The following is a 23,807-nucleotide window of genomic DNA, read 5'->3' on the forward strand; positions in this document are numbered from 1 at the left end:
AAATTATAAAGGGTAGAGCGGGGCAGATTACTGACCGCTCCCTTTTTTCTACTTAAGCATGCTAAAGAGAAAAAAAGGAAAATGGGGGAATTGAGATGAATGTGATGGCTTTGATGAAGGCATTACCTGGTTCTGTGGCACAAGGGCTTATTTGGGGACTTTTGGCCATAGGGGTTTATATTACATACAAGGTGTTGGACTATGCGGATTTGACCGTGGATGGAAGTCTATGTACCGGTGGTGCTGTGGCGGTAATGATGATGCTTGGAGGATATAATCCTTATGTTGCACTGCTTTGCGCGGCTGTGGCCGGTATGATGGCGGGCTTAGTTACAGGAATATTTCATGTGGCCTTCGGCATTCCTGCTATTTTATCGGGTATTTTAACTCAGCTTGGTTTATATTCTGTGAATATGCGTATTATGGGAAAATCAAATCAGGCAATCAGTGTGGATAAATATAACTTGATTTTAAGCTTGCGGGATATTCCTAAGGCGGTTATGGTATCGGCAATCTGCTGTGCCGTTGTAATCATAATTTTATACTGGTTTTTTGGAACGGAGCTGGGTCGTGGCATCCGTGCCACAGGAAATAACGAAAACATGTCCAGAGCCCAAGGCATTAATACAAAAGTAATGAAGGTAATTGGGCTGATGATTTCCAACGGCTTAGTGGGTGTTGCAGGTGCATTATATGCCCAGTATCAAGGCAATGCTGACGTGAATATGGGTCGTGGTGCCATTGTCATCGGTTTGGCGGCAGTTATTATTGGCGGCGTTTTGTTCGGGAGAATATTCCATAACTTTGCGTTCCGTTTGGTGGGAGTTATTTTTGGAGCAATTCTATATTTCGTTGTTATCACCATTGTCTTGCAGCTTGGTTTGGAAACAACGGATTTAAAACTAGTGAGTGCTTTGATTGTAGCGGCATTCCTAGCAGTACCTTATCTGAAAGGGCAGCATTTTATGAAGAACGGAAAAAAGGGAGGGAAGGCAAATGCTTGAATTAAAGGAGATTTATAAAACCTTCAATCCCAATTCCCCCAGTGAGAAAAAGGCATTAAATGGTTTGAATCTTAAGTTGGAGCAGGGGGATTTTGTGACAATTATCGGTGGCAACGGTGCCGGGAAGTCCACCATGCTGAATGCTATTTCCGGTGTATGGCCAATTGACAGAGGCAAAATTATTATCGATGGTGTGAATGTGACAAAGCTTCCCGAGCATAAGCGGGCGTTGTATTTGGGCCGTGTATTTCAAGACCCCATGACGGGAACAGCGGCGGATATGGAGATTGAGGAGAACCTTGCTTTAGCATACCGCAGAGGTCAATCTAGAGGTTTACGTTGGGGTATTACCCAAAAGGAGAGAGTCGAATACAAGGAGCTTTTAAAAACTTTGGATTTGGGCTTGGAAACACGTCTCAGAGCAAAGGTTGGTCTGCTTTCCGGTGGGCAAAGACAGGCGCTTACGCTGTTGATGGCAACGTTGAAAAAACCTAAGCTGCTTTTATTGGATGAGCATACGGCGGCGTTGGACCCGAAAACAGCGGCAAAGGTATTGGAGCTTTCCGACCGTATTATTGCGGAGCATGGCTTAACAGCCTTAATGGTTACCCATAACATGAAGGATGCCATTGCCCATGGAAATCGTTTAATTATGATGAGTGATGGGCGCATTATTCTGGATATTAAAGGTGAGGAAAAGAAGAAGCTGACGGTGGAGGATTTATTGCAGAAATTCTCCGTAGCAAGCGGCAGTGAATTTGTTAGTGATAGGGCGCTGTTAGGCTAATCATATAAAAGGGGTTGCAAGCCCTGATTTTGCCAAACCTCACTAGCTTCTTGAAAACAGAAAGACCAAGAACTTTGTGAAATCCCCATGGGATAGGTGGTTTAAACTATAGGTACAATCATTTTATGTATCAAGAGTATTTGGAATAAATTAAACAAGGCTATTTAATAAGCATGATTTCTTTCTTAAAGGGGTCGTGCTTATTTTATTTTGAATGAATCAATATGGCATATAGATTCTGGTATTCAAAGAAGGATAATTTCTATAACAGATCATACAGGATGGCTGGTAACATTGATAGACAAGGTATTTCTTTGCATTTTCTCGCATAATGTAAACAAACGGTTTTTCGGATGGTGATAAGTTATGGATTTACGAAGGGGCGTGTCTGAGGCTTTAGACTTGCCAAAGGAAATCATGCTGGATTTACCGTTGATTTCCTTAATGGGTCGAGAGGAAATCACGATTGAAAATCATAAAGGAATTTTAACTTACGGTGAGGAAAGCATCCGCATTGGTACAAAGGCGGGCACTTTATGCATCCGTGGGGAGGATTTGGGCCTGAAGCAGCTAACCACAGATGTATTGGTGATTACGGGGAAGGTGGTTGCTTTGGAATTTTTGACCTGATGGGGTGAGGATTTTGTTTCTGGCATTATGGTATTATTTCCGTGGATATGTTATCATAAAAGTAAACGGTTTTGCCGCTGAGCGGTTTATGAATATGCTTTCTTATCGTGGAGTATATTTATGGGATGTGGAAACCAAAGGCGCTGGGGTGCTCATAAAGGCACCTATGGGAAGTATGGATACCCTTTCCATGTGTGCGGAGAAAACCGGTTGTAGGCTTGAAGTGCAAGGATACGGCGGGTTTCCTGCAAAAATTCGGCGCTTTCATGGTCGACAGGTTTTGACAGCAGGGATACTGCTGTTTGCCATAGGGTTATATTTTCTTTCGTCCTTTATCTGGGTTATACAAGTGGAGGGGAATGAAAGAGTAGCTAAGGAAGATATTTTGACTTATTGTCAGGAATTGGGTTTGAAGCCTGCTGCGTGGAAGAGAGGCATTGATACTGAAAAAATCACAAAAGACATTTTAATTCAATTTCCGGATATATCTTGGGTTAGTGTAGGTATAAAGGGCACAGATGTTACAATAAAAGTGGCAGAGACCATTCAAAAAGCAGAAGTGGTGGATAAGGAAACACCTTGTGATGTGATTGCAAATACAGATGGCGTGATACTGAAAATCACAGCAGAAAGAGGGACGCCAAAGGTAAAAGAAGGCGATGTGGTCAAAAAAGGAGATGTTTTAATCTCTTCTGAGGTTTTAATCGGGTTGGAAGGTGAGGCACAGCATACGGAATATGTTGCTGCTGAAGGTATGGTTATGGCCAAAATTTGGCAACAACTAACGGATGAACTTCCTCTTTCATATGATGAAAAGGTTTACACCGGAGCCACAAAAACCAACCATGTTTTAAGCTTTTTTGGTCAGGATGCAGATTTTATTCGTCCATCTTTGGGTGATACCGAAGCTGATGTTGATGTGCTTTTTGAAAAAGATTTAGCTTTAGGTGATTTTAAAATACCTATTTCTTTAAAAAAAGAGCAATATAATCTATACACCCTTGAAAAAAGAAGTCGTACAGTTGATGAAGCAAAGGCAGAGCTTGAGGATAAACTAAGAAAAAAGACGGAGCAAAGTGTCAGTGTATATGGTAAAATAGAAAAAATTGATATGCAATACGATGAGTATACCGATTGTGTTCGGGCAAAGGGGCAAGCGGAGCTGACAGAGAGAATTGATGAAAAACGAAAAGCAGAGAAAGGGCGGGATGCCGTAGATGGCACAGACGGAACGAACGATACAAATGGACAATAGGGTGATGCTGCCTGTTTTTGGACAGTTTGATGCAAATATAAGAAAAATCGAAAAAGAATGGGACGTTAAAATTGTAAACCGCGGAGATGACATTAAAATCAGCGGGGAAGAAGGCAGCGTCCATAAAGCTTGGAGCGTTATGAATTCCATTGCGGCTTTGGCCAGAAGGGGTGAAGAAATTACAGATCAAAATCTGAATTATTTTATTACCGCCGCTGAAGAAATGAATTTAGAAGAGGTGGAAAAGGTTTACAACGATTTGGTTTGCATCACTGCAAATGGAAGACCTTTAAAACCAAAAACCTTAGGACAGAAAAAATATGTAGATTTAATCAAAAATAATACTGTAGTATTTGGTGTGGGACCTGCGGGAACGGGTAAGACATATCTTGCCATGGCTATGGCAATTACAGCATTTAAAAATAACGAGGTCAACAGAATCATTTTGACCCGTCCTGCCATTGAAGCGGGGGAAAAGCTGGGCTTTTTGCCCGGAGATTTACAGCAGAAGGTTGACCCCTATTTAAGACCCCTTTATGATGCCCTTTACGAAATCATGGGTTCTGAAAACTTCTTAAAAAATATGGAGCGGGGGCTCATTGAGGTTGCCCCTTTGGCATATATGCGTGGCCGAACTCTGGATAATGCTTTTATTGTTTTGGATGAGGCACAAAATACGACGCCGGAGCAGATGAAGATGTTTTTGACCCGTATCGGGTATGGCTCTAAAGCGGTAATCACAGGGGACTTGACCCAAATAGACTTAACCGAAGGGAAGCGTTCGGGGTTGATGGAAGTAACCAAAATTCTAACGGGAATTGATGGAATTGGTATGATAACATTGACCAATAAAGACGTTGTGCGGCATCCGTTGGTACAAAAAATCATTCTGGCATATGAGAAATTGGAGACCAAGAAGCGGAGTGATCTGGATGGTAAAAAGGACAAAAGAGGTAGATATTAAGCGATATCCCCAGTGGGTTTTGCTGGGGCTTGCTTTTGTATTAACTGTGCTTTGCATTGGCATGAGTCCCTATGGGAACTACGAAGAAATCGTTCAGGTTGGGGATGTGGCAACAAAACGCTACGTTGCCCCTCGGGATACGGTGGATGAGGTGACCACAAAAAAACTGCAAACAGCGGCTGCAAACAGCGTTGGGCCAATTTATAAAAATGACATTACAGTTGAGGCAAATAGCACGAAGCAAGTGAATGATGTTTTTCAAGAGTTAAACGAAGTAATACTGGACATGAAGGATGGGGATGACTTTTATCATAAGGTAAAGGATGCATCCCTAAAGTTGCCTGTGGTGCTAAGCAATCGTCAACTGTCTGCCTATCAGGCAATGCCCTTATCAAACCGAATTTTATTTGCCGAGGACTGCGTTGGAGTACTGAACCAGATTTATAGTGAAGGTCTTTCGGCAGATGAGCTTGAGCAGGCCAAGGAGCAGGTAAAGGAAGGCGTCGGCGCAACCCCTTGGAGTGAGGATTTAAAGGGTATGGCATATGCCATTGTTTCCACGGCGTTAGATCCAAATTTGGTTTTGGATGAAGAGGCAATGGAAGCAATTAAGGATGAAAAGCGCAAGGAAGTAAATGAAGTCCGCATTCGTAAAAATCAGAAGATTGTGGATGAGGGTGAAATTATTACCCAAGATATTTACGATAGATTGATTGCTTTAAAGCTGATTGGACATACACAAAATGATGGCAGGCTTCTTCCCTTTTTGGGGAGCAGTGCCATAGTGGCATTGCTTTTTGGTGCAGTGGGGTTATTTTTTCTTTGGAAAAAGGGTGATGAGATTTTAAAAAAGAACGAAACCAGAATGCTGTTTAGTGTTTACGTCATTATGATTCTTCTATGCAAGGCTATGGCGTTATTGCCCTACTACTCCCTAATTCCATTATCTTTATTTGCTATGCTTATCAGCATTTTAATCGGACGGCGCATGGCTCTTTTGATGAATTGTTTTTTTTCTATCGTTGCCTGCATGATTGTCAGTGGGGATGTAGAGTTTTTATCCTATGCTTTAATCAGTGGCTCCTTCGGTGCGTTGCTGATTCAAAAAACAGAAAAGCGTACTTTTGTTGTGCCTGTTGCTGTGGGTATGGCAGTGGTGAATCTGGTGACAATGTTTGCGGTAGGTCTATTTTTCAGAGATGGGTATACAACCCAGCTTGTCATGGCTTCCGGTTTTGGTGCTTTGGTAGGGTTGATTTCTGTAGTGGTTGCTGTGGGCAGTTTACCCTTTTGGGAGAGTGTGTTTGAAGCAAATACTTCCCTGCGTCTTTTGGAATTGACCAATCCTAACAATGAACTTTTGAGAAAGCTGATGATTGAAGCGCCGGGTACATATCACCATAGCCTGATTGTGGCAAACTTAGCAGAGACGGCGGTTTATGAAATTGGCGGAAATACGGCTTTGGCCAGAGCCGGTGCATACTATCATGATGCGGGCAAATTGAAATATCCCTTGTTTTTTGCGGAAAATCAAACAGGGCATAACCCCCATGATGATATTGAACCAAAATCAAGTGCCCGTATTATCACCCAGCATACAAAGGCAGGGGTAGAAATGGGAATGGAATTTGGCCTGCCTAAGGTTATTTTAGATATTATGAAGGAACACCATGGAACAACGGTGGTAAAATACTTTTATTTTAAGGCATTAAAGGTTTATGGGTCTGAGAATGTAAATGAGGCAGATTATCGTTATGATGGGCCTATTCCTACAAGCAGAGAATCCGCAGTGGTAATGCTTGCGGATACGGTAGAGGCGGCAGTTCGGGCTATGCTGGGCGCTGGAAAGACCTTGGAGGAAGTTGAAGGAGCCATTTATGGTCTGATTAAGGACAAGCTGGATGATGGACAATTAAACCGCAGTGGCTTAGCCATTCATGAATTGGAGAAAATACAAAAAGCTTTTTTGAAAGTTTTTCATGGAATGTATCATGAGAGGGTCAGCTACCCGAAAAAAGAAGAAATCGAAGCGGCATCCCGTAAGGTGAATTTGGGAAAAGAGGAGAAAGATAGTGACAATACTGATTGATAATCGAACTGAGGAGGCTTTTTCCTTGGAGCTTTCTCAAACGATTGAAAAAATAATTATAGATTCCTTGGCTTATGAGGGCTTTGAAATGCCTTGCGAGGTCAGTGTATCCATTGTGGATAATGAAGAAATTCATCAAATTAACAGACAGTTTCGGGACATTGACCGTGCCACTGATGTTTTGAGCTTCCCTTTATTGACTTTTGAAGAGGGAGAAATCCCTGATTTAAATGAAAAAGAAGAGGTGCTTTTGGGGGATATTATTATATCCTTAGAGCGTGCCCGTGAACAGGCAGAGGAATACGGTCATTCCTTAAAAAGAGAGATTGCTTTTTTGACCGCCCATAGCATGCTCCATCTTTTGGGTTACGACCATATGGAGGAAGAGGAAGAAAAGGAAATGTTTGCGAAGCAGAGGGAAATACTGAATAAGGCAGGAATACCAAGAGAATAAGGAGATGATTTTATGGAAAATCAGGAACTGGTTTTATTGGCAAAGAAAGCAATGGAAAAGGCTTATGCGCCTTATTCGAAATTTAAAGTTGGTGCAGCATTATTGGCAAAAAACGGCGACATTTTTCTAGGATGTAATGTGGAAAATGCATCCTACGGTGCTACCATTTGTGCAGAAAGAACAGCCATAACAAAAGCGATTTCTGAGGGTGTGAAGGAATTTGAGAAAATAGCTATAGTCGCCAGCTCAGGAGACTATGCGGCACCTTGTGGCATTTGCAGACAGGTATTGTTTGAATTTTTGCCTGAGGGTGAAGTGATTTTAGATAGCGACAGTGAAGGCATAAAGGTAATGAAACTCAAGGAATTGTTGCCAATGGGCTTTCGCGGTGAGGACATAAAGTAAGCGAGGGAGAGCTATGGCTCAAAAGAGTTGGGAGACGTTAGAGGGCGCTTGTTATAACTGCAAAAAATGCAGGCTGTGGGAGCTGCGCACACATGTGGTGATTGGCAAGGGTAACCCTAAGGCGGATATTATGTTTATCGGGGAGGGGCCGGGACAGCAAGAGGATTTGCAGGGTCAGCCATTTGTTGGCCCTGCTGGACAGCTTTTGGACAAAATGCTGGTAAGCGTTGGTCTTTCTTTAGAGGATGTGTATATTACAAACATTGTGAAATGCCGTCCCCCGGGGAATCGAGACCCCTATGATGATGAGAAAGATGCTTGTTTAAATTATTTAAGGTATCAATTAAAATTGATTGAACCCAAAATCATCGTTTGCCTAGGTAGAATTGCGGCCACCACCATCATCGACCCTTCCTTTCGCATCACACGCCAAAGAGGTATTTGGCTCCCTAAGATGGGCTATGACTTTATTGCGACCTATCATCCCTCAGCACTTTTGCGGGATGAGGAGAAAAAACGCCCTGCATGGGAGGATATGAAGGCAATTCGAAAAAGATGGGACGAGCTGAGGGATTGCTAGAGATAATAATATTTAAAAAGATGAAGCTCATGTAATAAAGCAATGACGAGAAAGCCTTTTTAGGACATAATATAAAAATAGTCATGGCTGAGGCATGTTTCTTATGTTTGCTTGTGAAAATAGCGTTATCCGTATATAATAGAAAACGAAAATAAGGGAACAAATTAAATGTTTTTGTAAAACAAAGGTTGGAAAAAGCCTGTTCAGAATACTGTAACTCACTAAGACATGGCTGCAACTTGTTGCTTTGAAGATTCAAATTTGAACTGCAAGAAATAATTTGGACAGCTTCCTGACAGCTTAAATAGCTTTCAATAGCAATCGTTGTGATGAATAGAAATATCTGATTTATTTTAGAAATAGGAGGAATATAAATGGATGCATTAAGAGAAAAATTTGCCCATGTGGAATTGAAGCCAAACGCAAAAACCATGGAAGAAGTGGTGGCGTATATTGAGGAAAATTGGAAGGCACAGCGTGTTAAAATTAAAGAAAGCGAATATGTGATTCATTATAAAAATGCTTTGGAATTTATGCGCCAAATGGGTAAAAGCACAGAGGGCGTTCAGGAAGAAATCAGAAGATATGCTCTGCCCAATAAGATTTGTGTTGTGCTGGGTATGCAATCTGAATATATGACAGCGGAAGCAGGCATGAAGTATTATCAGGCATTAACTCTGATTAAGGGCTTAACCCAAGAGGATATTGACACCAAAAATGACCGTTGGCTGCAATACATGATTTTATTGGACATGCAAAAGGATTGGGATGTGAAGGAAGCGGAATATAAAGCTTACATTGCAGCAGAAAATGCGGAGGGACAAGCATGAAAAAATTCCATTCCGGCTTTGTTACATTGATTGGCAGACCCAATGTTGGAAAATCCACATTGATGAATTGCCTAATCGGGGAAAAAATCGCCATTACTTCCCATAAACCTCAAACAACACGAAATAAAATCACCAGTATTTTGACCAAGGAGGATTTTCAATGTGTATTCTTGGATACACCTGGAATCCATAAGCCCAAGCATAAGCTGGGCGAATTTATGGTGCGTTCTGCGGAGAATACCTTTAATGAAGTGGACTTAGTTTTAATGCTCATCGAACCTACGGAAAAAGTAGTGGAAATGGATCAATATGTAATCGACCGACTGGAAAACGTAAAGACACCAGTAGTTTTGGTCATTAATAAAATTGATACCATTGAGCGAGAGAAGCTTTTGCAGGTGATTGAGGCTTATCGTAAGCTGTATACCTTTGCTGAGGTTGTTCCTATTTCTGCAATGAAGGGCAGTAATACCGATGCATTGATGGATGTGATTAAGAAATATTTGCCTGAGGGCCCTCAGTATTTTCCAGAGGATATGGTTACAGATCAGCCGGAGCGTCAAATAGCTTCCGAAATTGTTCGTGAGAAGGCTCTTTATCTCCTTCAAGATGAAATACCCCATGGAATCGCCGTGGAAATTATGTCTATGAAAAAACGTGAAGGTCAAAATATGGTGGATGTGGAAGCAACCATTTATTGTGAAAAAGATTCCCATAAGGGAATTATTATTGGCAAGCAGGGCGCTATGTTGAAAAAAATTGGCTCTTTGGCTAGAAGAGATATGGAGCGATTGTTGGGCTCACCAATTTATTTGGAGCTTTGGGTAAAAGTGAAAAAGGATTGGCGAGACAGTGACTTTTTGCTGAAAAATTTTGGATATGACAGACGAAATGTCTGATAGAATCAAGAACCCTTTCTGTTTTTGGCGGTATTGGTATTAATTTACCTGTATGCTTTCGTTATTGCTCCATAACATAATGAAAGAAAGGGGACGGTTTTATGGACGAGCGGAATAAAAAGGCATACTGGCAAAAGTTTGCACAAACAGGTCAGATTGAAGATTATTTGCGTTACAAATCCGATTTGGGAGATAGACCAAATCCCCGACGGAGGATTGCAGACAGCTCAAAAAATAAAAATTTTTATTAAGAATATAAGACCTTAAGACCGTGGGTTTTAACCCACACCCACTTGCTTTTTGAAAAAAGCAAGAGCAAAAACTTTCGTCACCCCCTCTGCATGGGGGGTGAATTAATATAATAGCAAGAAATGAAAATTTTGCGTTACGAAAGTTTGGGTCAAGTCTTTTCAATACTGCACTGCCCAAGATAGGGCAGGATGCGAAGCCGACTTTTGCCAAGCAAAGGTGCATGACTTGTTTGCAAGGTTTGGGACAGCATCCCGAGGTCTTATTAGAAAATGAGGGGGAAAAGTGGGCGTTGTTCATTTTAGAGGTGTTGTAATTCAGGAAAACCAAGTGGGCGAGAGCGGCAAACGGATTTTGGTTTTGGCCAAGGGCATCGGTCGGGTGATGCTCAATGCCCGTGGTGCAAAAAACACCAAAAGCAAGCTGCTTTCCGGCACACAGCTTTTTTCATATTGCGATTTTATAGCGTATGAGGGAAAAGGTTTTTATTCCTTAACCCAAGCTGATTTGATTGAAAGCTTTTATGGCATTCGAATGGATATGGATCGTCTTGCAGAAGCTGTCTATTTGACCGAGCTGGTGGAGCGGACTTGCCCTGCTGGGATGGAGCAGGATGAAACCTTAAAACTTCTGCTGTATTCCTTGGCTATGCTTGAGAAAAGCCAAGTGCCGCCAAGGCTTATTTCCCGCATTTTTGAGGTGAAATATGCGCAGCTTTCCGGCGTATTATCCAATGAGGGCTGTATGGTTTGCAGTAGGGATGATGCACCCCTTTATTTTAACGAGTCTGCAGGGGAGTTCCTTTGTAAAGACCATTGCTTCGGCGGAGAGATTTCTCTTCTTGGGGCAGTGCAAAAAGCAATTTCTTTTATTACCGAAAGGGAAGGAAAGCAAGTTTTTGCATTTACCCTTTCCGAGGAAGCCACGAACCAGTTGGACACCATGATGCGGCGCTATTTGGAGATACATATGGGGGTGCGGCTAAAAAGCCGAGAATTCAGCAAAGAACTGTAGTTTATAAAATAGGTATTGACAGAAATGCGGGAAAGTGTTAGCATAATGGCTAAATTGAATAACTGCAATGAAAAAGAGGAGTATCCGTAGTATGTTTTCAGAGAGTCTTCGGTGGGTGAAAAGAAGACAGCAGAGTACGGTGAAGGGCACTTTGGAGCAGGACTTCACAAGAGTGGATTTACGCTTTGCGTAGATCAATAAGGGTGGAACCGCGGAAGATAGACTTTCGTCCCTTGCTTTTACAGCGAGGGAGGGGAGTTTTTTTATTGCCTTTCCTCGGTAAAAAACTTATCAACTTTTTTGAAGGAGGAATTATTATGACAGAAAAAACTATGGAAAAAGTAGTTGCATTGGCAAAAAATAGAGGTTTTGTTTATCCCGGCTCCGAAATTTACGGTGGCTTAGCGAACACATGGGATTACGGCCCCATTGGTGTTGAGCTGAAAAACAATGTTAAAAAAGCATGGTGGAAGAAATTTATTCAAGAAAGCCCATTTAATGTTGGTGTGGATTGCGCAATCTTGATGAACCCTCAGACTTGGGTGGCTTCCGGTCACGTTGGGGGTTTTAGTGACCCTTTGATGGATTGTAAGGAATGCAAGGAGCGTTTCCGTGCAGATAAATTGATTGAGGAATATATTGCAGAGCACAATATGCCCGAGGCAGCTGTGGATGGCTGGAGCAATGATGAAATGAAACAATTTATTGATGAGCATCAGGTTGCCTGCCCTTCCTGTGGCAGCCATAACTTTACAGATATTCGTCAGTTTAATTTGATGTTTAAAACCTTTCAGGGTGTGACAGAGGATGCGAAAAACGTGGTTTACCTTCGTCCTGAAACAGCCCAGGGAATTTTCGTAAACTTTAAGAATGTACAGCGTACCAGCAGAAAGAAACTACCTTTTGGTATTGGTCAGATTGGTAAGTCTTTCCGCAACGAAATAACACCAGGTAATTTTACCTTCCGTACCAGAGAATTTGAGCAGATGGAATTAGAGTTTTTCTGCGAACCAGGAACTGACTTACAGTGGTTTGAGTATTGGAGAAGCTTCTGTAAGGATTGGTTATTGAAATTGAATATGGATGCAGAAAGCATCAGACTGCGTGACCATGAGCAAGAAGAACTTAGTCATTATAGCAACGCAACTACTGATATAGAGTTTAAGTTCCCCTTTGGCTGGGGCGAGCTTTGGGGCATTGCCGACAGAACCAATTTCGACTTAAGATGCCATCAAGAGGTTAGTGGTCAGGATATGACCTATTACGATCAGGATAAAAATGAAAAATATATCCCTTATTGCATTGAGCCTTCTTTAGGTGCTGACCGTGTTACCTTGGCGTTTTTATGTGAGGCGTATGATGAGGAAGAGGTTAGCGAAGGTGATGTAAGAACAGTATTGCGTTTCCATCCCGCCCTTGCGCCGGTTAAGGCTGCAGTTTTCCCGCTTTCCAAAAAGCTGAGCGAAAAGGCGACAGAAGTATTTGCTTTGCTTTCCAAAGAGTTTAACTGCGAATTTGATGAATCTGGTTCCATCGGTAAGCGTTACCGCAGACAGGACGAAATTGGTACACCATTCTGCATCACTTATGATTTTGAATCTGAAGAGGATCAGAGTGTTACTGTGCGTGACAGAGACACTATGGAACAGGTTAGAATGCCCATTGCACAGTTGAGTGCTTATTTGAAAGAAAAAATGGAGTTTTAAGATGCAAAGCCTTCCAGAGTATCCTCTTTGAAAGATATGATACGATAACCTTAAATTGAATGAAACCATTCATTAGTATATATATTTCAGATGTTACAATGGTGAAGAAGGTGGATGAGCATGGTAAACACCAGCAAATAATGCCTCTTAAAATTGATACTATTTTCTAGGAGGCAAAGACTATGAAATTTATTGAGATACAAATGGAACAATGGACAAGAAAAGCTCACTATGAACATTATAAAAACAATATTCCATGCTCCTATAGCATAACGGTAGACATTGATATTACTAATCTGCTGATTCGGCTAAAAGAGCGTGGAATGAAATCCTACCCTGCACAAGTCTTTATGATTTCATCGGTGGTGAATCAGTTACCGGAGTTTCGAATGACAATGAATAGCGACCAGCGTTTGGGATATTGGGAGGTCATCGACCCGATGTATACTGTTTTCGATCCTATCACGGAAACGTTTTCAGCCGTATGGACAAAATATGATAGCTGTTACAATACATTCTACAGCGCATATTTGCAAGATACGGCACAGTATACATGTGGAGGTCTTTTTCCACAGGAGTATATACCGCCCAATACTTTTAATATTTCCAGTGTTCCGTGGCTGGATTTTACTGCGTTTAATATCAATGTTTTTTCAGATGGAAATTATCTTTTGCCTATTTTCACCATTGGAAAATATAAAAAAGAAAACGGCAAAATCATGATGCCCCTTGCTATCCAATGCCATCATGCGGTTTGCGATGGCTATCATGTTGGCAAATTCGTAGAAACATTGCGGGAAATGGCAATCAACTGCGATAAGTGGTTGTTGTAGACAAAACTTTTATGATATCTCCGTATGATTGAATGGAGAAAGAGGTAAAGATAGCAATACAGCTTAACACTTAAACAATACTCATTTTTAGACTATGTGAAAGCAGGCAGCTGTATTGGAAATATGAAGGGTTCTTATTTTGTCTATTGGTGTTGTGTTTCCATTTTATAGTTATTTATTTAAACACAGCTAATTCAATAAAAGGACCCCCTTTCTTTTCCTTTTGCCTAACGTATTAACCATAATTTTTTGTCGCTGATAACGATATCGTACAAAAATGAATGAAATTTTTTGTTGCACAATGAGTAAAAGTGCTGTATACTTAGCACTTGTATATTAAAGAACTTAAGTGATAAGCTCTAAGAGCAAAAAATTTATTGGGACATAATACGTCCCATGATGCAATATGCTGACCAACTTCCTTGGTCAGCATATTTTTTTTGGCAACATGGAGTAAAAATGGTTATAAAATTTAAAAAATTATTGCATAATCACAATGGGATGGTTTTATTTTAGTGCAATAGCGTAGAATGCGTAGCTGCCTTCTCGGAATAGCGTTGTGATTTTTCATGGGAAATGATATAATTCTGTTAAGATCAGTTTTTCAAAAAATTCCAGATATAAAATTCCACGTCTGACATCCAGATGGAAAACAGGAGGTAATGTGTATGAGCAAGAAGTATGTTTACATGTTCAGCGAAGGCAACGCAACCATGAAAAACCTTTTAGGAGGAAAGGGTGCAAACCTCGCAGAAATGACAATGTTAGGTCTGCCGATTCCCCAAGGCTTTACCATTTCAACAGAAGCCTGCACAGATTATAACGAAGGTGGTAAGAAACTGACTGAAGAAATGATTGCCCAGATTGATGTGGCATTGAGCAAGCTTGAAGAGATTGCCGGCAAAAAGCTGGGTGATCCTGAAAACCCCCTTCTGGTTTCCGTTCGTTCCGGTGCGAGAGCATCTATGCCTGGCATGATGGATACGGTTTTGAACCTTGGTTTAAATGATGTATCCGTTGAGAGTTTGGCAAAGAAAACAGGCAATCCCAGATTTGCTTATGATTCTTACAGAAGATTTATCATGATGTTTGCAGACGTTGTAATCGGCGTTTCCAAATCTAAGTTTGAAAGAAAGCTGGATGAATATAAAGAAGAAGCAGGCGTGCGTTATGATACAGAGCTGACAGCAGAAGACCTGAAAAAGGTTACTGCAATGTTCAAACAGATTTATTTGGATGATCAGGGCAAAGAGTTCCCTCAGAATCCAAAGGAGCAGTTGCTTGAGGCGGCTATGGCAGTATTCCGCAGCTGGGATAACCCTCGTGCCTTTGTATACAGAAGAATGAATGATATTCCTTATAGCTGGGGAACAGCGGTTAACGTACAGATGATGGTATTTGGCAATATGGGTGATACATCCGGTACCGGTGTTGCTTTTACAAGAAATGCCGCAACTGGGGAAAAAGCTATGTTGGGTGAATACTTGGTAAATGCCCAGGGCGAGGACGTTGTTGCTGGTGTTCGTACACCCAACCCCATTGCAAAGCTGGCAGAGGATATGCCGGAAGTTTACAAGCAGTTTATGGAAATTGCAAATAAATTAGAAAATCACTATAAAGATATGCAGGATATGGAGTTTACCGTGGAAGAGGGCAAGCTGTACTTCCTGCAAACAAGAAATGGCAAGAGAACTGCCAATGCTGCTTTACGTATCGCAGTTGATATGGTAGAGGAAGGCCTCATCACCAAGGAAGAGGCGTTGATGAAGGTTGATCCTAAGCAGTTGGATCAGATTTTGCATCCTGCTTTTGATCAAAAGGCATTAAAAGCTGCAAAGCCCCTTGGCAAAGGTCTGCCTGCATCCCCCGGTGCGGCGGCTGGTAAGGTTTGCTTTACTGCAGAAGATGCCAAGAATCAGGCAGAGGGCGGCGACAGAGTCATTCTGGTTCGTTTGGAAACCTCTCCCGAGGATATTGAAGGTATGGCAGCGGCTCAGGGCATCCTGACAGTACGTGGCGGTATGACCTCTCATGCGGCAGTAGTAGCCCGTGGTATGGGTACTTGCTGTGTATCCGGCTGTGAAGAAATCAAAATGAATGAAGAAGCAAAGACCTTTTCTTTGGGTGGCAGAACATTCAAGGAGGGTGACTATATTTCTTTGGATGGCTCCACCGGTAACATTTACGGTGAGGATATCCCTACTGTTGATCCTGAAATCAGTGGAGATTTCTCAAAATTCATGGCTTGGGCTGATGAAAAGAGATCTCTTAAAGTAAGAACCAATGCAGATACACCCCATGATGCACAAACAGCCATTGATTTTGGTGCAGAAGGCATTGGCTTGACAAGAACAGAGCATATGTTCTTTGAAGGGGACAGAATTATGAAGTTCAGAAAGATGATTCTTTCTGATAACGTTGAGGAGAGAGTAGCCGCATTAAAGGGCATTGAGCCTTTCCAGAAAGAGGACTTTAAGGGTATTTATAAGGCAATGCAGGAAAGACCCGTAACAATCCGTCTGCTGGATCCTCCTCTCCATGAGTTTATGCCTAATACAGAAGAGGAATTTGCAGTGTTGGCGAAAGAGACAGGTAAAACTGTGGAAGAGCTGAAGGTAAAGGCAAAAGGCCTGCATGAATTAAACCCTATGATGGGTCATAGAGGTTGCCGTTTGGCAGTAAGCTACCCTGAAATTGCCGAAATGCAGACAAGAGCAATCATTGAAGCTGCAATTGAGGTTTCTGTTGAATTGGGCATCAATATGAAGCCTGAAATCATGATTCCTTTGATTGGTGAAATTAAGGAACTGAAATATGTGAAAAATATTGTTGTTGAAACTGCAAAGACAGTTATGGATGCAAAGGGCAAAGAGCTGGATTATCTGGTTGGTACGATGATTGAAATTCCCAGAGCAGCATTAACTGCGGATGAAATTGCCACAGAGGCAGAGTTCTTCTCCTTCGGTACCAATGACTTGACACAGATGACCTATGGTTTATCTCGTGATGATGCCGGTAAGATTTTGGCGGATTATATTGATAAAAATATTTACGAATGTGATCCCACTGCAAGATTGGATAGAACCGGTGTTGGTATGTTGATGAAATGGGCGGTTGAAAAGGCATTGCCTGTTCGCCCTGACATCCATTTGGGAATCTGCGGTGAGCACGGTGGTGACCCTTCTTCCGTTGAATTTTGCCACTTGATTGGTCTGGATTATGTATCCTGCTCTCCTTTCCGTGTACCTATCGCAAGATTGGCGGCGGCTCAGGCGCAGATTAACTATCCCAGAGAAACAAGAAAGCACTAATCATTGGCTGAGATTATATTCTGTGCGCATATCAGCATGCTATCTTAAGATTGGTGCGGTAGTAGGCGCAGATGGTTTTCTGTGGGAAAATATGTAAAAATGCAGGGCAAAAGCGTTGATGGCTTTTGCCCTTTTTTATATTACTTTGAAAAGCATAATATAAAAAGGTGATAAAATCTAATTGAGTGGGTTTGCTGAAATTTATATTATAATTTGACAATTCACGTATCGAAGTTTTTTGTAAGTTGAGGGCAGATGATGCCAACAGAAGTATGTATATATGAATTTTAAGAGCTTGAAAAACAACACAAAACATGAATAAAATGCATAAATAGTTTTGTATCAAAAAACCATTTTGTAACTTTGTAATAAAATACATTTTATTGGTATAATTTGTTGGTAGAAAGATTAAATTTTGTCATTTAATATAAAAATTGGGTGATAAATGTTGATTTTTACGAAGGACTTCTCTATAATAAAATATATGAAAATTAAGATGTTATGGTTTAAGTACGAATCCTATACCTAGAAATAATGCTTTTCTCAAAAGGTATAAATTTGTACTTTTGTATTATTTTTACTTTAATAAATATTGATGTATAAAATTCAATGCTCTAAAGCTCACTTTTGGTTATGCGTAGGCTACAATATAATTTGTTTTAAGATTGAAAAGTCACATAATAAAAAGATGGGAAAGGCCTAAGTAACAGAATTATGTGAAAAGGATAATGTAAACAGGAAAGATATTTTTGCTTATTAATTAGTAAGAAAATGACACAAAGAGAGGTGTGCAACATTGTTTAATAATTCAGTATTAATGACACAAAAAATGGCTGATTATTTATGGCAGAAACAGCAGGTCACATTAAATAACATTGCCAATGTTTCTACTCCGGGTTATAAAGCACAATATGTTACTTTTCAAGATGAATTAAAAAGTAAATTGGATTTTTATAATCAAGCAGGTGGAAGTAAGAAGAGAGAGGCCATTGAAGGGACTTCCTATCGTGTGCATACAAAGGCGGATGAATCCAGTCGATTGGATGGCAATAATGTGAATATGGATGTTGAGCAGGTGGAGCTTGCCAGTTCTTATATTCAATTCCAAATGGCAATCAATGATATTAACAGTGAGTTTAATAGACTTCGCAGCGCGATGAAGTGAAAATTAGGAGGTATTTTAAGTGGCTTTCTTAAATGCTATGAATATTAGTGCATCCGGTTTAACAGCCCAAAGGGCAAGGTTGGATGTGATTTCGGAAAACATCTCAAATGTGAATACAACAAGAACCGAGGGTGGAGAACCCTATCGTAGACGAACGGTTGTGTTCGAGCCAAGGGGCAAAAGTAGCTTTCAAGAAATTTTCAGCAGGACGTCCCGTGGGGGAGCTTCCAATCAGCGAGGTGTTATTGTGAGTGAAATTAAAGAGGATGAAAGTCCTCTGAAATCTGTTTATGACCCAACCCATCCTGACGCAGATGAGAATGGGTATGTTATGATGCCTAATGTTGATCTTTTAAAGGAAACCATTGACGGTATGGAAGCATCAAGAGTATATGATGCCAATGTTACCGCATTTAATGCAATAAAAGCAATGGCATCTAAGGGACTTGAGGTTGGTAAGTAAAAAGTGGAGGTTAATTTATGTCTATAACACCGATTAATAGATTGGAGCCAATGCAATTTTTGGACCAATTAAATGCAGAAAATAAAACAAAGAACACCCAATCTGATTTTAGAAGTATTTTTTCAGAAGCAGTATCAAATGTGGTTGATAGCGAAACTGATTTGGCGAGGGAACAGTATTTATTTGCCACAGGACAATCTGAGGATACTCATTCTTTGGGAATTGCGTCCACCAAAGCACAAATTTCGGTGGATTTATTGGTAACCCTGAGAAATAAAGCGCTGGAATCTTATAATGAACTCATGAGAATTAATCTCTGATATTTATGGTACAGGGGCAGAGAAAATGCTGCCTTGAGGGGAAGAATATAGAATAGTAAGAGGGGTACAGTTTTGAATGAAAAAGTGAAAGAATTGCTTGAAAAGGGCAAGTATTTTTTGGGAAAAATAAACCCCAAAATCAGAAAATGGATACTGATTGGGGGAGTTTTGGTAATACTTTTTTCTGTAGGAATTGCTTTATTTCTAAATAATAAGCCTTACGAGACCCTTTTCAGCGGGTTAAACCAGCAGGAAGCCAGCGAAATTATGGAGAAGCTGCAAGGCTTGGGCGTTGATTACAAATATGGAAATGATGGCGTAATTTATGTACCGAAAGATCAAGAGGAAAAACTAAAGGCGCAGCTTGTATACGAAGGCTACCCTAAAAGTGGTTTTACATATGATGTATTTAAAAACAACATTGGGATGACAACCACGGATTTTGAAAAAAACAGCTATCTATTATTTGAACTGCAAAACAGAATGGGCGCCACCATTCGTCTGTTCCAAGGGGTGAAGGATGCTAAAGTAACCATTGCTTTAGCAGAGGATCAGAAATATGTTTTGAATGAAAATAGTGTGAAAAAAGCACAGGCGTCTGTTGTTGTGATTATGAACGATGGTGGTTCTCCCACCAGTGAACAGGTGAAGGGCATTCAAAGATTAGTAGCCAAGAGCATTCCTTCCATGGAAATGGCAGATGTGGTAGTATTAGACGGCAACGGCAACGATGTTTCACCAACGGGAGATAGTATTGACGGCGGTGCAAATAAGCTGAAGCTTGAGTTTGAAAAGCACATGGACGATTCCATTCGTGCCAAAATACTGAATGTTTTGGCGCCGATTTATGGTTCGGATAATGTAAAGGTTTCCGTAAGAACAACCGTTGATGTTGATAAAAAAATTCAAGAAATCATTAATCATGCTACACCAACAGAGGGTGCCGAAAAAGGCATTCCCGGCAAAGAATCCACCGGAGTTGAGATGGTGAAGGATGGAACGGCGGCAGGTGGGGTTCCCGGAACCGATTCCAATGCGGAGGTGCCTACCTATTCACAGGCAAAGGCGGATGGCTCCGAAACCTATTATAAACAGGAAAATAATATTGATTATTTAGTAAATCAGCTGAAAGAGCAGGTTCAGATCGACTCTGGGAGTATTAAGGATATCTCTGTATCGATTACCATTAACAGTGAATCTCTGGGGAATATCTCCCAAAGAGAGTTAAAAGGATTGATTGGAAATGCAGCAGGTATCGAAAAAGCAAATCAGGATGATAAAATAGCCATTGTTGCTGCACCATTTTTTGGCAGCAAGGAGGCTCCAGTAACTTCTGATACTTTGGGACGGAATAATTGGATTATTATTGGAGCAATTGCATCAGGTGTATTTTTAATTATTTTGGTTACAATTCTTGTAATAATGAGCAGAAGAAGAAAGAAGAAGAAATTGATGGGCGAAGCAGATATGCCCGTCAAGCCCAGCATTTCTCCTGATGCATATTTGAAACAGATGAAGCAGAAACAACAAGAAGATGCTGAAAATAAAATACTGAATCTGTCCAATGAAAAAGGTTTGGAGCTGAAAAATAAGGTGCGGGAGCTTGCCGGAGAGAATCCGGAAATTTCGGCTCAGCTTATTAGAAACTGGTTAAAAGGGGGAGAATAAAGGTGGCGAAGGATAATGCGATAACGCCGGAACAAAAGGCTGCTGCTGTAGTTATCTCCCTTGGAGCAGAAAAAGCGGCGCAGGTTTATAAATATTTAACAGAGGACGAAGTACAAAGATTGACCATCGAAGTGGCGAAATTGGGCTTTTTGCCGGCGGAAACCACGGAAAGTATTTTAGATGAATTTTATAAAAACTGCATGCTTCACAAGGTTGTTACAGAGGGTGGTATTGATTATGCCAGAAGTGTTTTAGAGAAAGCCTTTGGTGAGGATGTAGCCCATGCTTTATTGGGTAAGGTGGAGAAAACCTTGAAAAGCAAGGTATTCTCTTTCCTAAGTAAATATGATGATTTATCTATTTTTTCCATATTGAACAATGAAAGGCCTCAAACCATTGCTTTGGTGCTTTCCTATATGGATTCAGGCAGAGCGGCAAATATTATTGCGGGCTTACCTGAGCAAAGAAAAATCAGCGTAGTAGAGGCTATTGCAAAAATGGACAGTGCTGCGCCTGAGGCCATGAAGATTGTAGAGCGGGAGATTGAGAAAAAGCTTTCTTCCGTAATGACCACAGACTATACCAAAATTGGTGGTATTGATTATATTGCCGAAGTTATGAATTATGTGGACAGAGGCGATGAAAAATATATCTTTGATGAGCTTAGCAAGAAAGACGTTGAGCTTGTTGAAGAAATTCGCAAGAAAATGTTTGTATTTGAAGATATCGTTGGCATGGACAACCTGTCTATTCAAAGAGTTATTCGTGAGGTTGATCAGAAAGACCTTGTTTATGCACTTAAGGGTGCGCAAGGCGAGGTTGCAAATGTTATGTTTGCAAATATGTCTGCTCGTATGACAGAAACCATTAAATCTGAACTTGAGATTACAACCAATGTGCGTGTGAAGGATGTTGAGGATGCACAGCAGAGAATTGTTGCTGTGGTCAGAAAACTTGAGGATGCAGGTCAGATTGTAATTTCTAAGGGCGGAAAGGATGATATTATTGCATAATGAGAAATCCACAATAAACTCCTTTCAGTTTGACCAGTTTGGAAATGATTCTAAAGAGGTTGATTCTTCAAACAAAGCAGGGTCTGATATTGTACTACCGAGTTTTGAAAAAGAACTCATAGAGCACACAATTGAAGACAATGAAATAAAAGAGGCAGAAATCGAGAACCACGACAAATCTGAAGAGAGCTCTATTCTTTTAAAAGAACTGGAAAAAAGAGAAGCACAGCTTCTAGAAAAAGAGAAAAGAATCATCGAAGAAGCCAACCAACAGGTGGAGGAAATGATAAAACAAGCCCAACTAGAGGCAGAAAGAATCAAAGAAAATGTTTTTGAGCAAGCCTCCCAAGAGGGATATCAGGATGGCTACCAAAAGGCATATCAAGAGCATAAAGAAAAAATGGATGAGGAAACAGCAGTTTTTCTTCTTCAATTAAGAGATTTGATTCAGGCCTTTGAAGAAGAAAAGACGCAGCTTATTTCACAAAATATTGATGAACTAAAGGAGCTGGCAATTTCCATTGCAGAGAAAGTTATACAGATTAGCTTAAAAACCAGCGGGGAAATCATTAAAAAGATGATTATAACCGCAACGAACAAAATGAAATTGAAAGAATGGGCTAAGATATATATTTCTAAAAACGACTCAGCCTTAATTGTAGAGTCAAATGCAGACCTGCTGGATGCCATTTCTCATTTGTCAGAGCATATTAAAATTGTAGTAATGGAGGACTCTGCCCCTGGAACTTGTATTATTGAGTTGCCGGATCAAATTATTGATGCCAGCGCCAGTACCCAAATTGAGAATATCAGGGCGATTATGAAGAGCGCCGGAAGGCTCGGAGGGAATGATATTGTTTAATGAATTGGTTGATGTCATAAAACGCTCCAATACCATAAGCCATATTGGAAAAATTGAAAATATTGTGGGTATGGCAATCGAGGCCTCCGGCAGAAAAGCCAGCATCGGCGAAATCAGTATGATTTATAACGAAAGCGAAAAAAGGCAGATTATGGCTGAAACGGTTGGCTTTCGGGATGATCGTATTTTGTTGATGCCCTATGAAAGCATGAAAGGGGTCTCCGCGGGAACCTTTGTTAAAAATACAAATGAATGCCTAAAAATACCCGTGGGGGAGTTTTTGCAGGGGCGGATTATTGATGCCCTTGGAAGACCCATGGATGGCTTAGGCGAAATTAAAACAAATCAGTATTTTCCTGTGGACAGCATTGTGACGAACCCATTGACCAGACCTCCCATACAGGAAAAAATGGAGTTTGGTGTAAGGGCCATTGATGGGTTGCTTACCATTGGCAAGGGTCAAAGAATGGGTATCTTTGCGGGAAGCGGTGTGGGAAAAAGCACCCTTTTGGGAATGCTTGCAAAAAACGTAAAAACGGATATTAATGTGATTGCATTAGTTGGAGAGCGTGGTAGAGAAGTTCGAGAATTCATTGAAAGAGACTTAGGGGAAGAGGGACTGAAACGTTCTGTATTGGTTGTTGCTACCTCTGACCAGTCCGCCATGCTTCGCATGAAGTGCCCCATGGTTGCCACTGCAATTGCGGAATACTTCAAAAATCAGGGGAAAGATGTATTGCTTATGATGGATTCCCTTACCAGATTTGCCATGGCTCAGCGAGAAATAGGCTTGGCCATTGGAGAACCGCCGATTGCAAGGGGATATACCCCTTCTATTTATGCAGAAATGCCCAAGCTTCTTGAGCGAACAGGCAATTTTAAGGAAGGTTCCATCACGGGAATTTATACGGTACTGGTGGAAGGGGATGATACCAATGACCCCATTGCCGATACGGTAAGAGGTATTATTGACGGGCATATCGTTCTGTCAAGAAAACTGGCGAACGGGAACCATTTCCCTGCCATTGATGTGAATGCAAGCATTTCAAGACTTATGAGTGCTATAGCGGCTCAAGGTCATTTGGAACTGGCTTCGAAATTAAGAGATATTCTCAGCATTTATGAGAAAAACAGCGACTTAATTTCTATTGGTGCCTATAAGCATGGAACAAACCATAAGCTGGATTTTGCGATTTCTAAGATTGATAAAATCAATGCATTTTTAAAACAGGGAGTAAATGAGAAATTTTCGCTAGAGGATACAGTGAAACAAATGGAAGAAATTTTAAAATAAACCTAGGCTGTT

At 40.9% G+C, this 23,807-nt stretch carries 23 protein-coding genes and 1 other annotated feature; all 23 genes read left to right on the top strand.

Translation table 11 applies throughout. From position 1 onward, the window contains the following. Positions 1–95: 95 nt before the first annotated feature. The 23 genes from CPRO_RS01345 to fliI all read left to right on the top strand — a co-directional run bounded on the left by CPRO_RS01345 (position 96) and on the right by fliI (position 23,795). Positions 96–1,004: an ABC transporter permease gene (locus CPRO_RS01345; RefSeq protein WP_066046963.1), complete on the top strand. Its 909-nt coding sequence runs from the start codon at positions 96–98 to the stop codon at positions 1,002–1,004. Then, complete coding sequence (locus tag CPRO_RS01350; RefSeq protein WP_066046965.1) at positions 997–1,791, top strand: ABC transporter ATP-binding protein; 795 nt, start codon at positions 997–999, stop codon at positions 1,789–1,791. Before CPRO_RS01345 ends, CPRO_RS01350 begins: the two co-directional genes overlap by 8 nt. A 366-nt stretch (positions 1,792–2,157) precedes the next feature. Continuing rightward, on the top strand, positions 2,158–2,421 hold the full coding sequence (gene yqfC / locus CPRO_RS01355) for a sporulation protein YqfC (protein ID WP_066046967.1): 264 nt from the start codon (positions 2,158–2,160) through the stop codon (positions 2,419–2,421). A gap of 13 nt (positions 2,422–2,434) precedes the next feature. Then, a complete protein-coding gene (locus tag CPRO_RS01360) occupies positions 2,435–3,676 on the top strand; it encodes a sporulation protein YqfD (protein WP_066046969.1) in 1,242 nt (413 codons plus the stop codon). Next, a complete protein-coding gene (locus CPRO_RS01365) occupies positions 3,639–4,640 on the top strand; it encodes a PhoH family protein (protein ID WP_066046971.1) in 1,002 nt (333 codons plus the stop codon). Before CPRO_RS01360 ends, CPRO_RS01365 begins: the two co-directional genes overlap by 38 nt. Next, complete coding sequence (locus CPRO_RS01370; protein WP_066046973.1) at positions 4,609–6,729, top strand: HD family phosphohydrolase; 2,121 nt, start codon at positions 4,609–4,611, stop codon at positions 6,727–6,729. Before CPRO_RS01365 ends, CPRO_RS01370 begins: the two co-directional genes overlap by 32 nt. Next, positions 6,713–7,183: an rRNA maturation RNase YbeY gene (gene ybeY, locus CPRO_RS01375; RefSeq protein WP_066046975.1), complete on the top strand. Its 471-nt coding sequence runs from the start codon at positions 6,713–6,715 to the stop codon at positions 7,181–7,183. The genes CPRO_RS01370 and ybeY overlap by 17 nt, the downstream gene beginning before the upstream one ends. 12 nt (positions 7,184–7,195) lie before the next feature. Next, complete coding sequence (gene cdd, locus CPRO_RS01380) at positions 7,196–7,588, top strand: cytidine deaminase (protein WP_066046977.1); 393 nt, start codon at positions 7,196–7,198, stop codon at positions 7,586–7,588. Positions 7,589–7,601: 13 nt separating this feature from the next. Beyond that, on the top strand, positions 7,602–8,168 hold the full coding sequence (locus CPRO_RS01385) for a uracil-DNA glycosylase (RefSeq protein WP_066046979.1): 567 nt from the start codon (positions 7,602–7,604) through the stop codon (positions 8,166–8,168). Positions 8,169–8,542: 374 nt separating this feature from the next. Continuing rightward, positions 8,543–8,998: a hypothetical protein gene (locus CPRO_RS01390; RefSeq protein ID WP_066046981.1), complete on the top strand. Its 456-nt coding sequence runs from the start codon at positions 8,543–8,545 to the stop codon at positions 8,996–8,998. After that, complete coding sequence (gene era, locus CPRO_RS01395) at positions 8,995–9,897, top strand: GTPase Era (protein WP_066046983.1); 903 nt, start codon at positions 8,995–8,997, stop codon at positions 9,895–9,897. Before CPRO_RS01390 ends, era begins: the two co-directional genes overlap by 4 nt. 101 nt (positions 9,898–9,998) lie before the next feature. Then, entirely contained in the window at positions 9,999–10,148 is a 150-nt protein-coding gene (locus tag CPRO_RS15145) for a hypothetical protein (RefSeq protein WP_157881614.1), read from the top strand. Positions 10,149–10,431: 283 nt separating this feature from the next. After that, positions 10,432–11,160 (top strand): DNA repair protein RecO, encoded by a 729-nt coding sequence (gene recO, locus CPRO_RS01400; RefSeq protein ID WP_066046985.1) that lies wholly within the window; start codon positions 10,432–10,434, stop codon positions 11,158–11,160. A 58-nt stretch (positions 11,161–11,218) separates the two neighbouring features. Beyond that, positions 11,219–11,397 (top strand) — a binding site (T-box leader). An 80-nt stretch (positions 11,398–11,477) separates the two neighbouring features. Next, positions 11,478–12,866, top strand: coding sequence for a glycine--tRNA ligase (locus tag CPRO_RS01405; RefSeq protein WP_066046987.1), 1,389 nt, complete (start codon positions 11,478–11,480; stop codon positions 12,864–12,866). Positions 12,867–13,048: 182 nt separating this feature from the next. After that, on the top strand, positions 13,049–13,699 hold the full coding sequence (gene catA, locus CPRO_RS01410) for a type A chloramphenicol O-acetyltransferase (RefSeq protein WP_066046989.1): 651 nt from the start codon (positions 13,049–13,051) through the stop codon (positions 13,697–13,699). A gap of 668 nt (positions 13,700–14,367) precedes the next feature. Beyond that, positions 14,368–17,010, top strand: a complete 2,643-nt coding sequence (gene ppdK / locus CPRO_RS01415) for a pyruvate, phosphate dikinase (protein WP_066046991.1) — start codon at positions 14,368–14,370, stop codon at positions 17,008–17,010. A gap of 796 nt (positions 17,011–17,806) precedes the next feature. Beyond that, a complete protein-coding gene (gene flgB / locus CPRO_RS01420) occupies positions 17,807–18,175 on the top strand; it encodes a flagellar basal body rod protein FlgB (RefSeq protein WP_072743337.1) in 369 nt (122 codons plus the stop codon). Positions 18,176–18,194: 19 nt separating this feature from the next. Further along, positions 18,195–18,638: a flagellar basal body rod protein FlgC gene (gene flgC / locus CPRO_RS01425; protein WP_066046996.1), complete on the top strand. Its 444-nt coding sequence runs from the start codon at positions 18,195–18,197 to the stop codon at positions 18,636–18,638. A 17-nt stretch (positions 18,639–18,655) separates the two neighbouring features. Continuing rightward, complete coding sequence (gene fliE, locus CPRO_RS01430) at positions 18,656–18,958, top strand: flagellar hook-basal body complex protein FliE (protein WP_066046998.1); 303 nt, start codon at positions 18,656–18,658, stop codon at positions 18,956–18,958. A 72-nt stretch (positions 18,959–19,030) separates the two neighbouring features. After that, on the top strand, positions 19,031–20,626 hold the full coding sequence (gene fliF, locus CPRO_RS01435; protein ID WP_082754179.1) for a flagellar basal-body MS-ring/collar protein FliF: 1,596 nt from the start codon (positions 19,031–19,033) through the stop codon (positions 20,624–20,626). A 2-nt stretch (positions 20,627–20,628) separates the two neighbouring features. Next, entirely contained in the window at positions 20,629–21,639 is a 1,011-nt protein-coding gene (gene fliG, locus CPRO_RS01440; protein WP_066047000.1) for a flagellar motor switch protein FliG, read from the top strand. Continuing rightward, the gene (locus CPRO_RS01445; protein WP_066047002.1) at positions 21,623–22,501 is read left to right on the top strand and encodes a FliH/SctL family protein; all 879 of its coding nucleotides are present in this window, start codon (positions 21,623–21,625) and stop codon (positions 22,499–22,501) included. The genes fliG and CPRO_RS01445 overlap by 17 nt, the downstream gene beginning before the upstream one ends. Continuing rightward, positions 22,488–23,795, top strand: coding sequence for a flagellar protein export ATPase FliI (fliI, locus tag CPRO_RS01450; protein ID WP_200777646.1), 1,308 nt, complete (start codon positions 22,488–22,490; stop codon positions 23,793–23,795). Before CPRO_RS01445 ends, fliI begins: the two co-directional genes overlap by 14 nt. The last annotated feature ends 12 nt before the right edge of the window (positions 23,796–23,807 follow it).

The sequence above is a fragment of the Anaerotignum propionicum DSM 1682 genome, from assembly GCF_001561955.1.
GTDB classification, from domain to species: Bacteria; Bacillota; Clostridia; order Lachnospirales; family Anaerotignaceae; genus Chakrabartyella; species Chakrabartyella propionicum.

What these genes read in the sequence shown, in the direction of transcription:
- CPRO_RS15145 (WP_157881614.1), top strand. Translation starts at nt 9,999, where the DNA reads ATGGACGAGCGGAATAAAAAGGCATACTGGCAAAAGTTTGCACAAACA.
- yqfC (WP_066046967.1), top strand. Translation starts at nt 2,158, where the DNA reads ATGGATTTACGAAGGGGCGTGTCTGAGGCTTTAGACTTGCCAAAGGAA.
- CPRO_RS01370 (WP_066046973.1), top strand. Translation starts at nt 4,609, where the DNA reads ATGGTAAAAAGGACAAAAGAGGTAGATATTAAGCGATATCCCCAGTGG.
- CPRO_RS01365 (WP_066046971.1), top strand. Translation starts at nt 3,639, where the DNA reads ATGGCACAGACGGAACGAACGATACAAATGGACAATAGGGTGATGCTG.
- fliE (WP_066046998.1), top strand. Translation starts at nt 18,656, where the DNA reads ATGTCTATAACACCGATTAATAGATTGGAGCCAATGCAATTTTTGGAC.
- fliI (WP_200777646.1), top strand. Translation starts at nt 22,488, where the DNA reads ATGATATTGTTTAATGAATTGGTTGATGTCATAAAACGCTCCAATACC.
- CPRO_RS01385 (WP_066046979.1), top strand. Translation starts at nt 7,602, where the DNA reads ATGGCTCAAAAGAGTTGGGAGACGTTAGAGGGCGCTTGTTATAACTGC.
- cdd (WP_066046977.1), top strand. Translation starts at nt 7,196, where the DNA reads ATGGAAAATCAGGAACTGGTTTTATTGGCAAAGAAAGCAATGGAAAAG.
- CPRO_RS01445 (WP_066047002.1), top strand. Translation starts at nt 21,623, where the DNA reads ATGATATTATTGCATAATGAGAAATCCACAATAAACTCCTTTCAGTTT.
- ppdK (WP_066046991.1), top strand. Translation starts at nt 14,368, where the DNA reads ATGAGCAAGAAGTATGTTTACATGTTCAGCGAAGGCAACGCAACCATG.
- era (WP_066046983.1), top strand. Translation starts at nt 8,995, where the DNA reads ATGAAAAAATTCCATTCCGGCTTTGTTACATTGATTGGCAGACCCAAT.
- CPRO_RS01405 (WP_066046987.1), top strand. Translation starts at nt 11,478, where the DNA reads ATGACAGAAAAAACTATGGAAAAAGTAGTTGCATTGGCAAAAAATAGA.
- catA (WP_066046989.1), top strand. Translation starts at nt 13,049, where the DNA reads ATGAAATTTATTGAGATACAAATGGAACAATGGACAAGAAAAGCTCAC.
- CPRO_RS01390 (WP_066046981.1), top strand. Translation starts at nt 8,543, where the DNA reads ATGGATGCATTAAGAGAAAAATTTGCCCATGTGGAATTGAAGCCAAAC.
- CPRO_RS01350 (WP_066046965.1), top strand. Translation starts at nt 997, where the DNA reads ATGCTTGAATTAAAGGAGATTTATAAAACCTTCAATCCCAATTCCCCC.
- CPRO_RS01345 (WP_066046963.1), top strand. Translation starts at nt 96, where the DNA reads ATGAATGTGATGGCTTTGATGAAGGCATTACCTGGTTCTGTGGCACAA.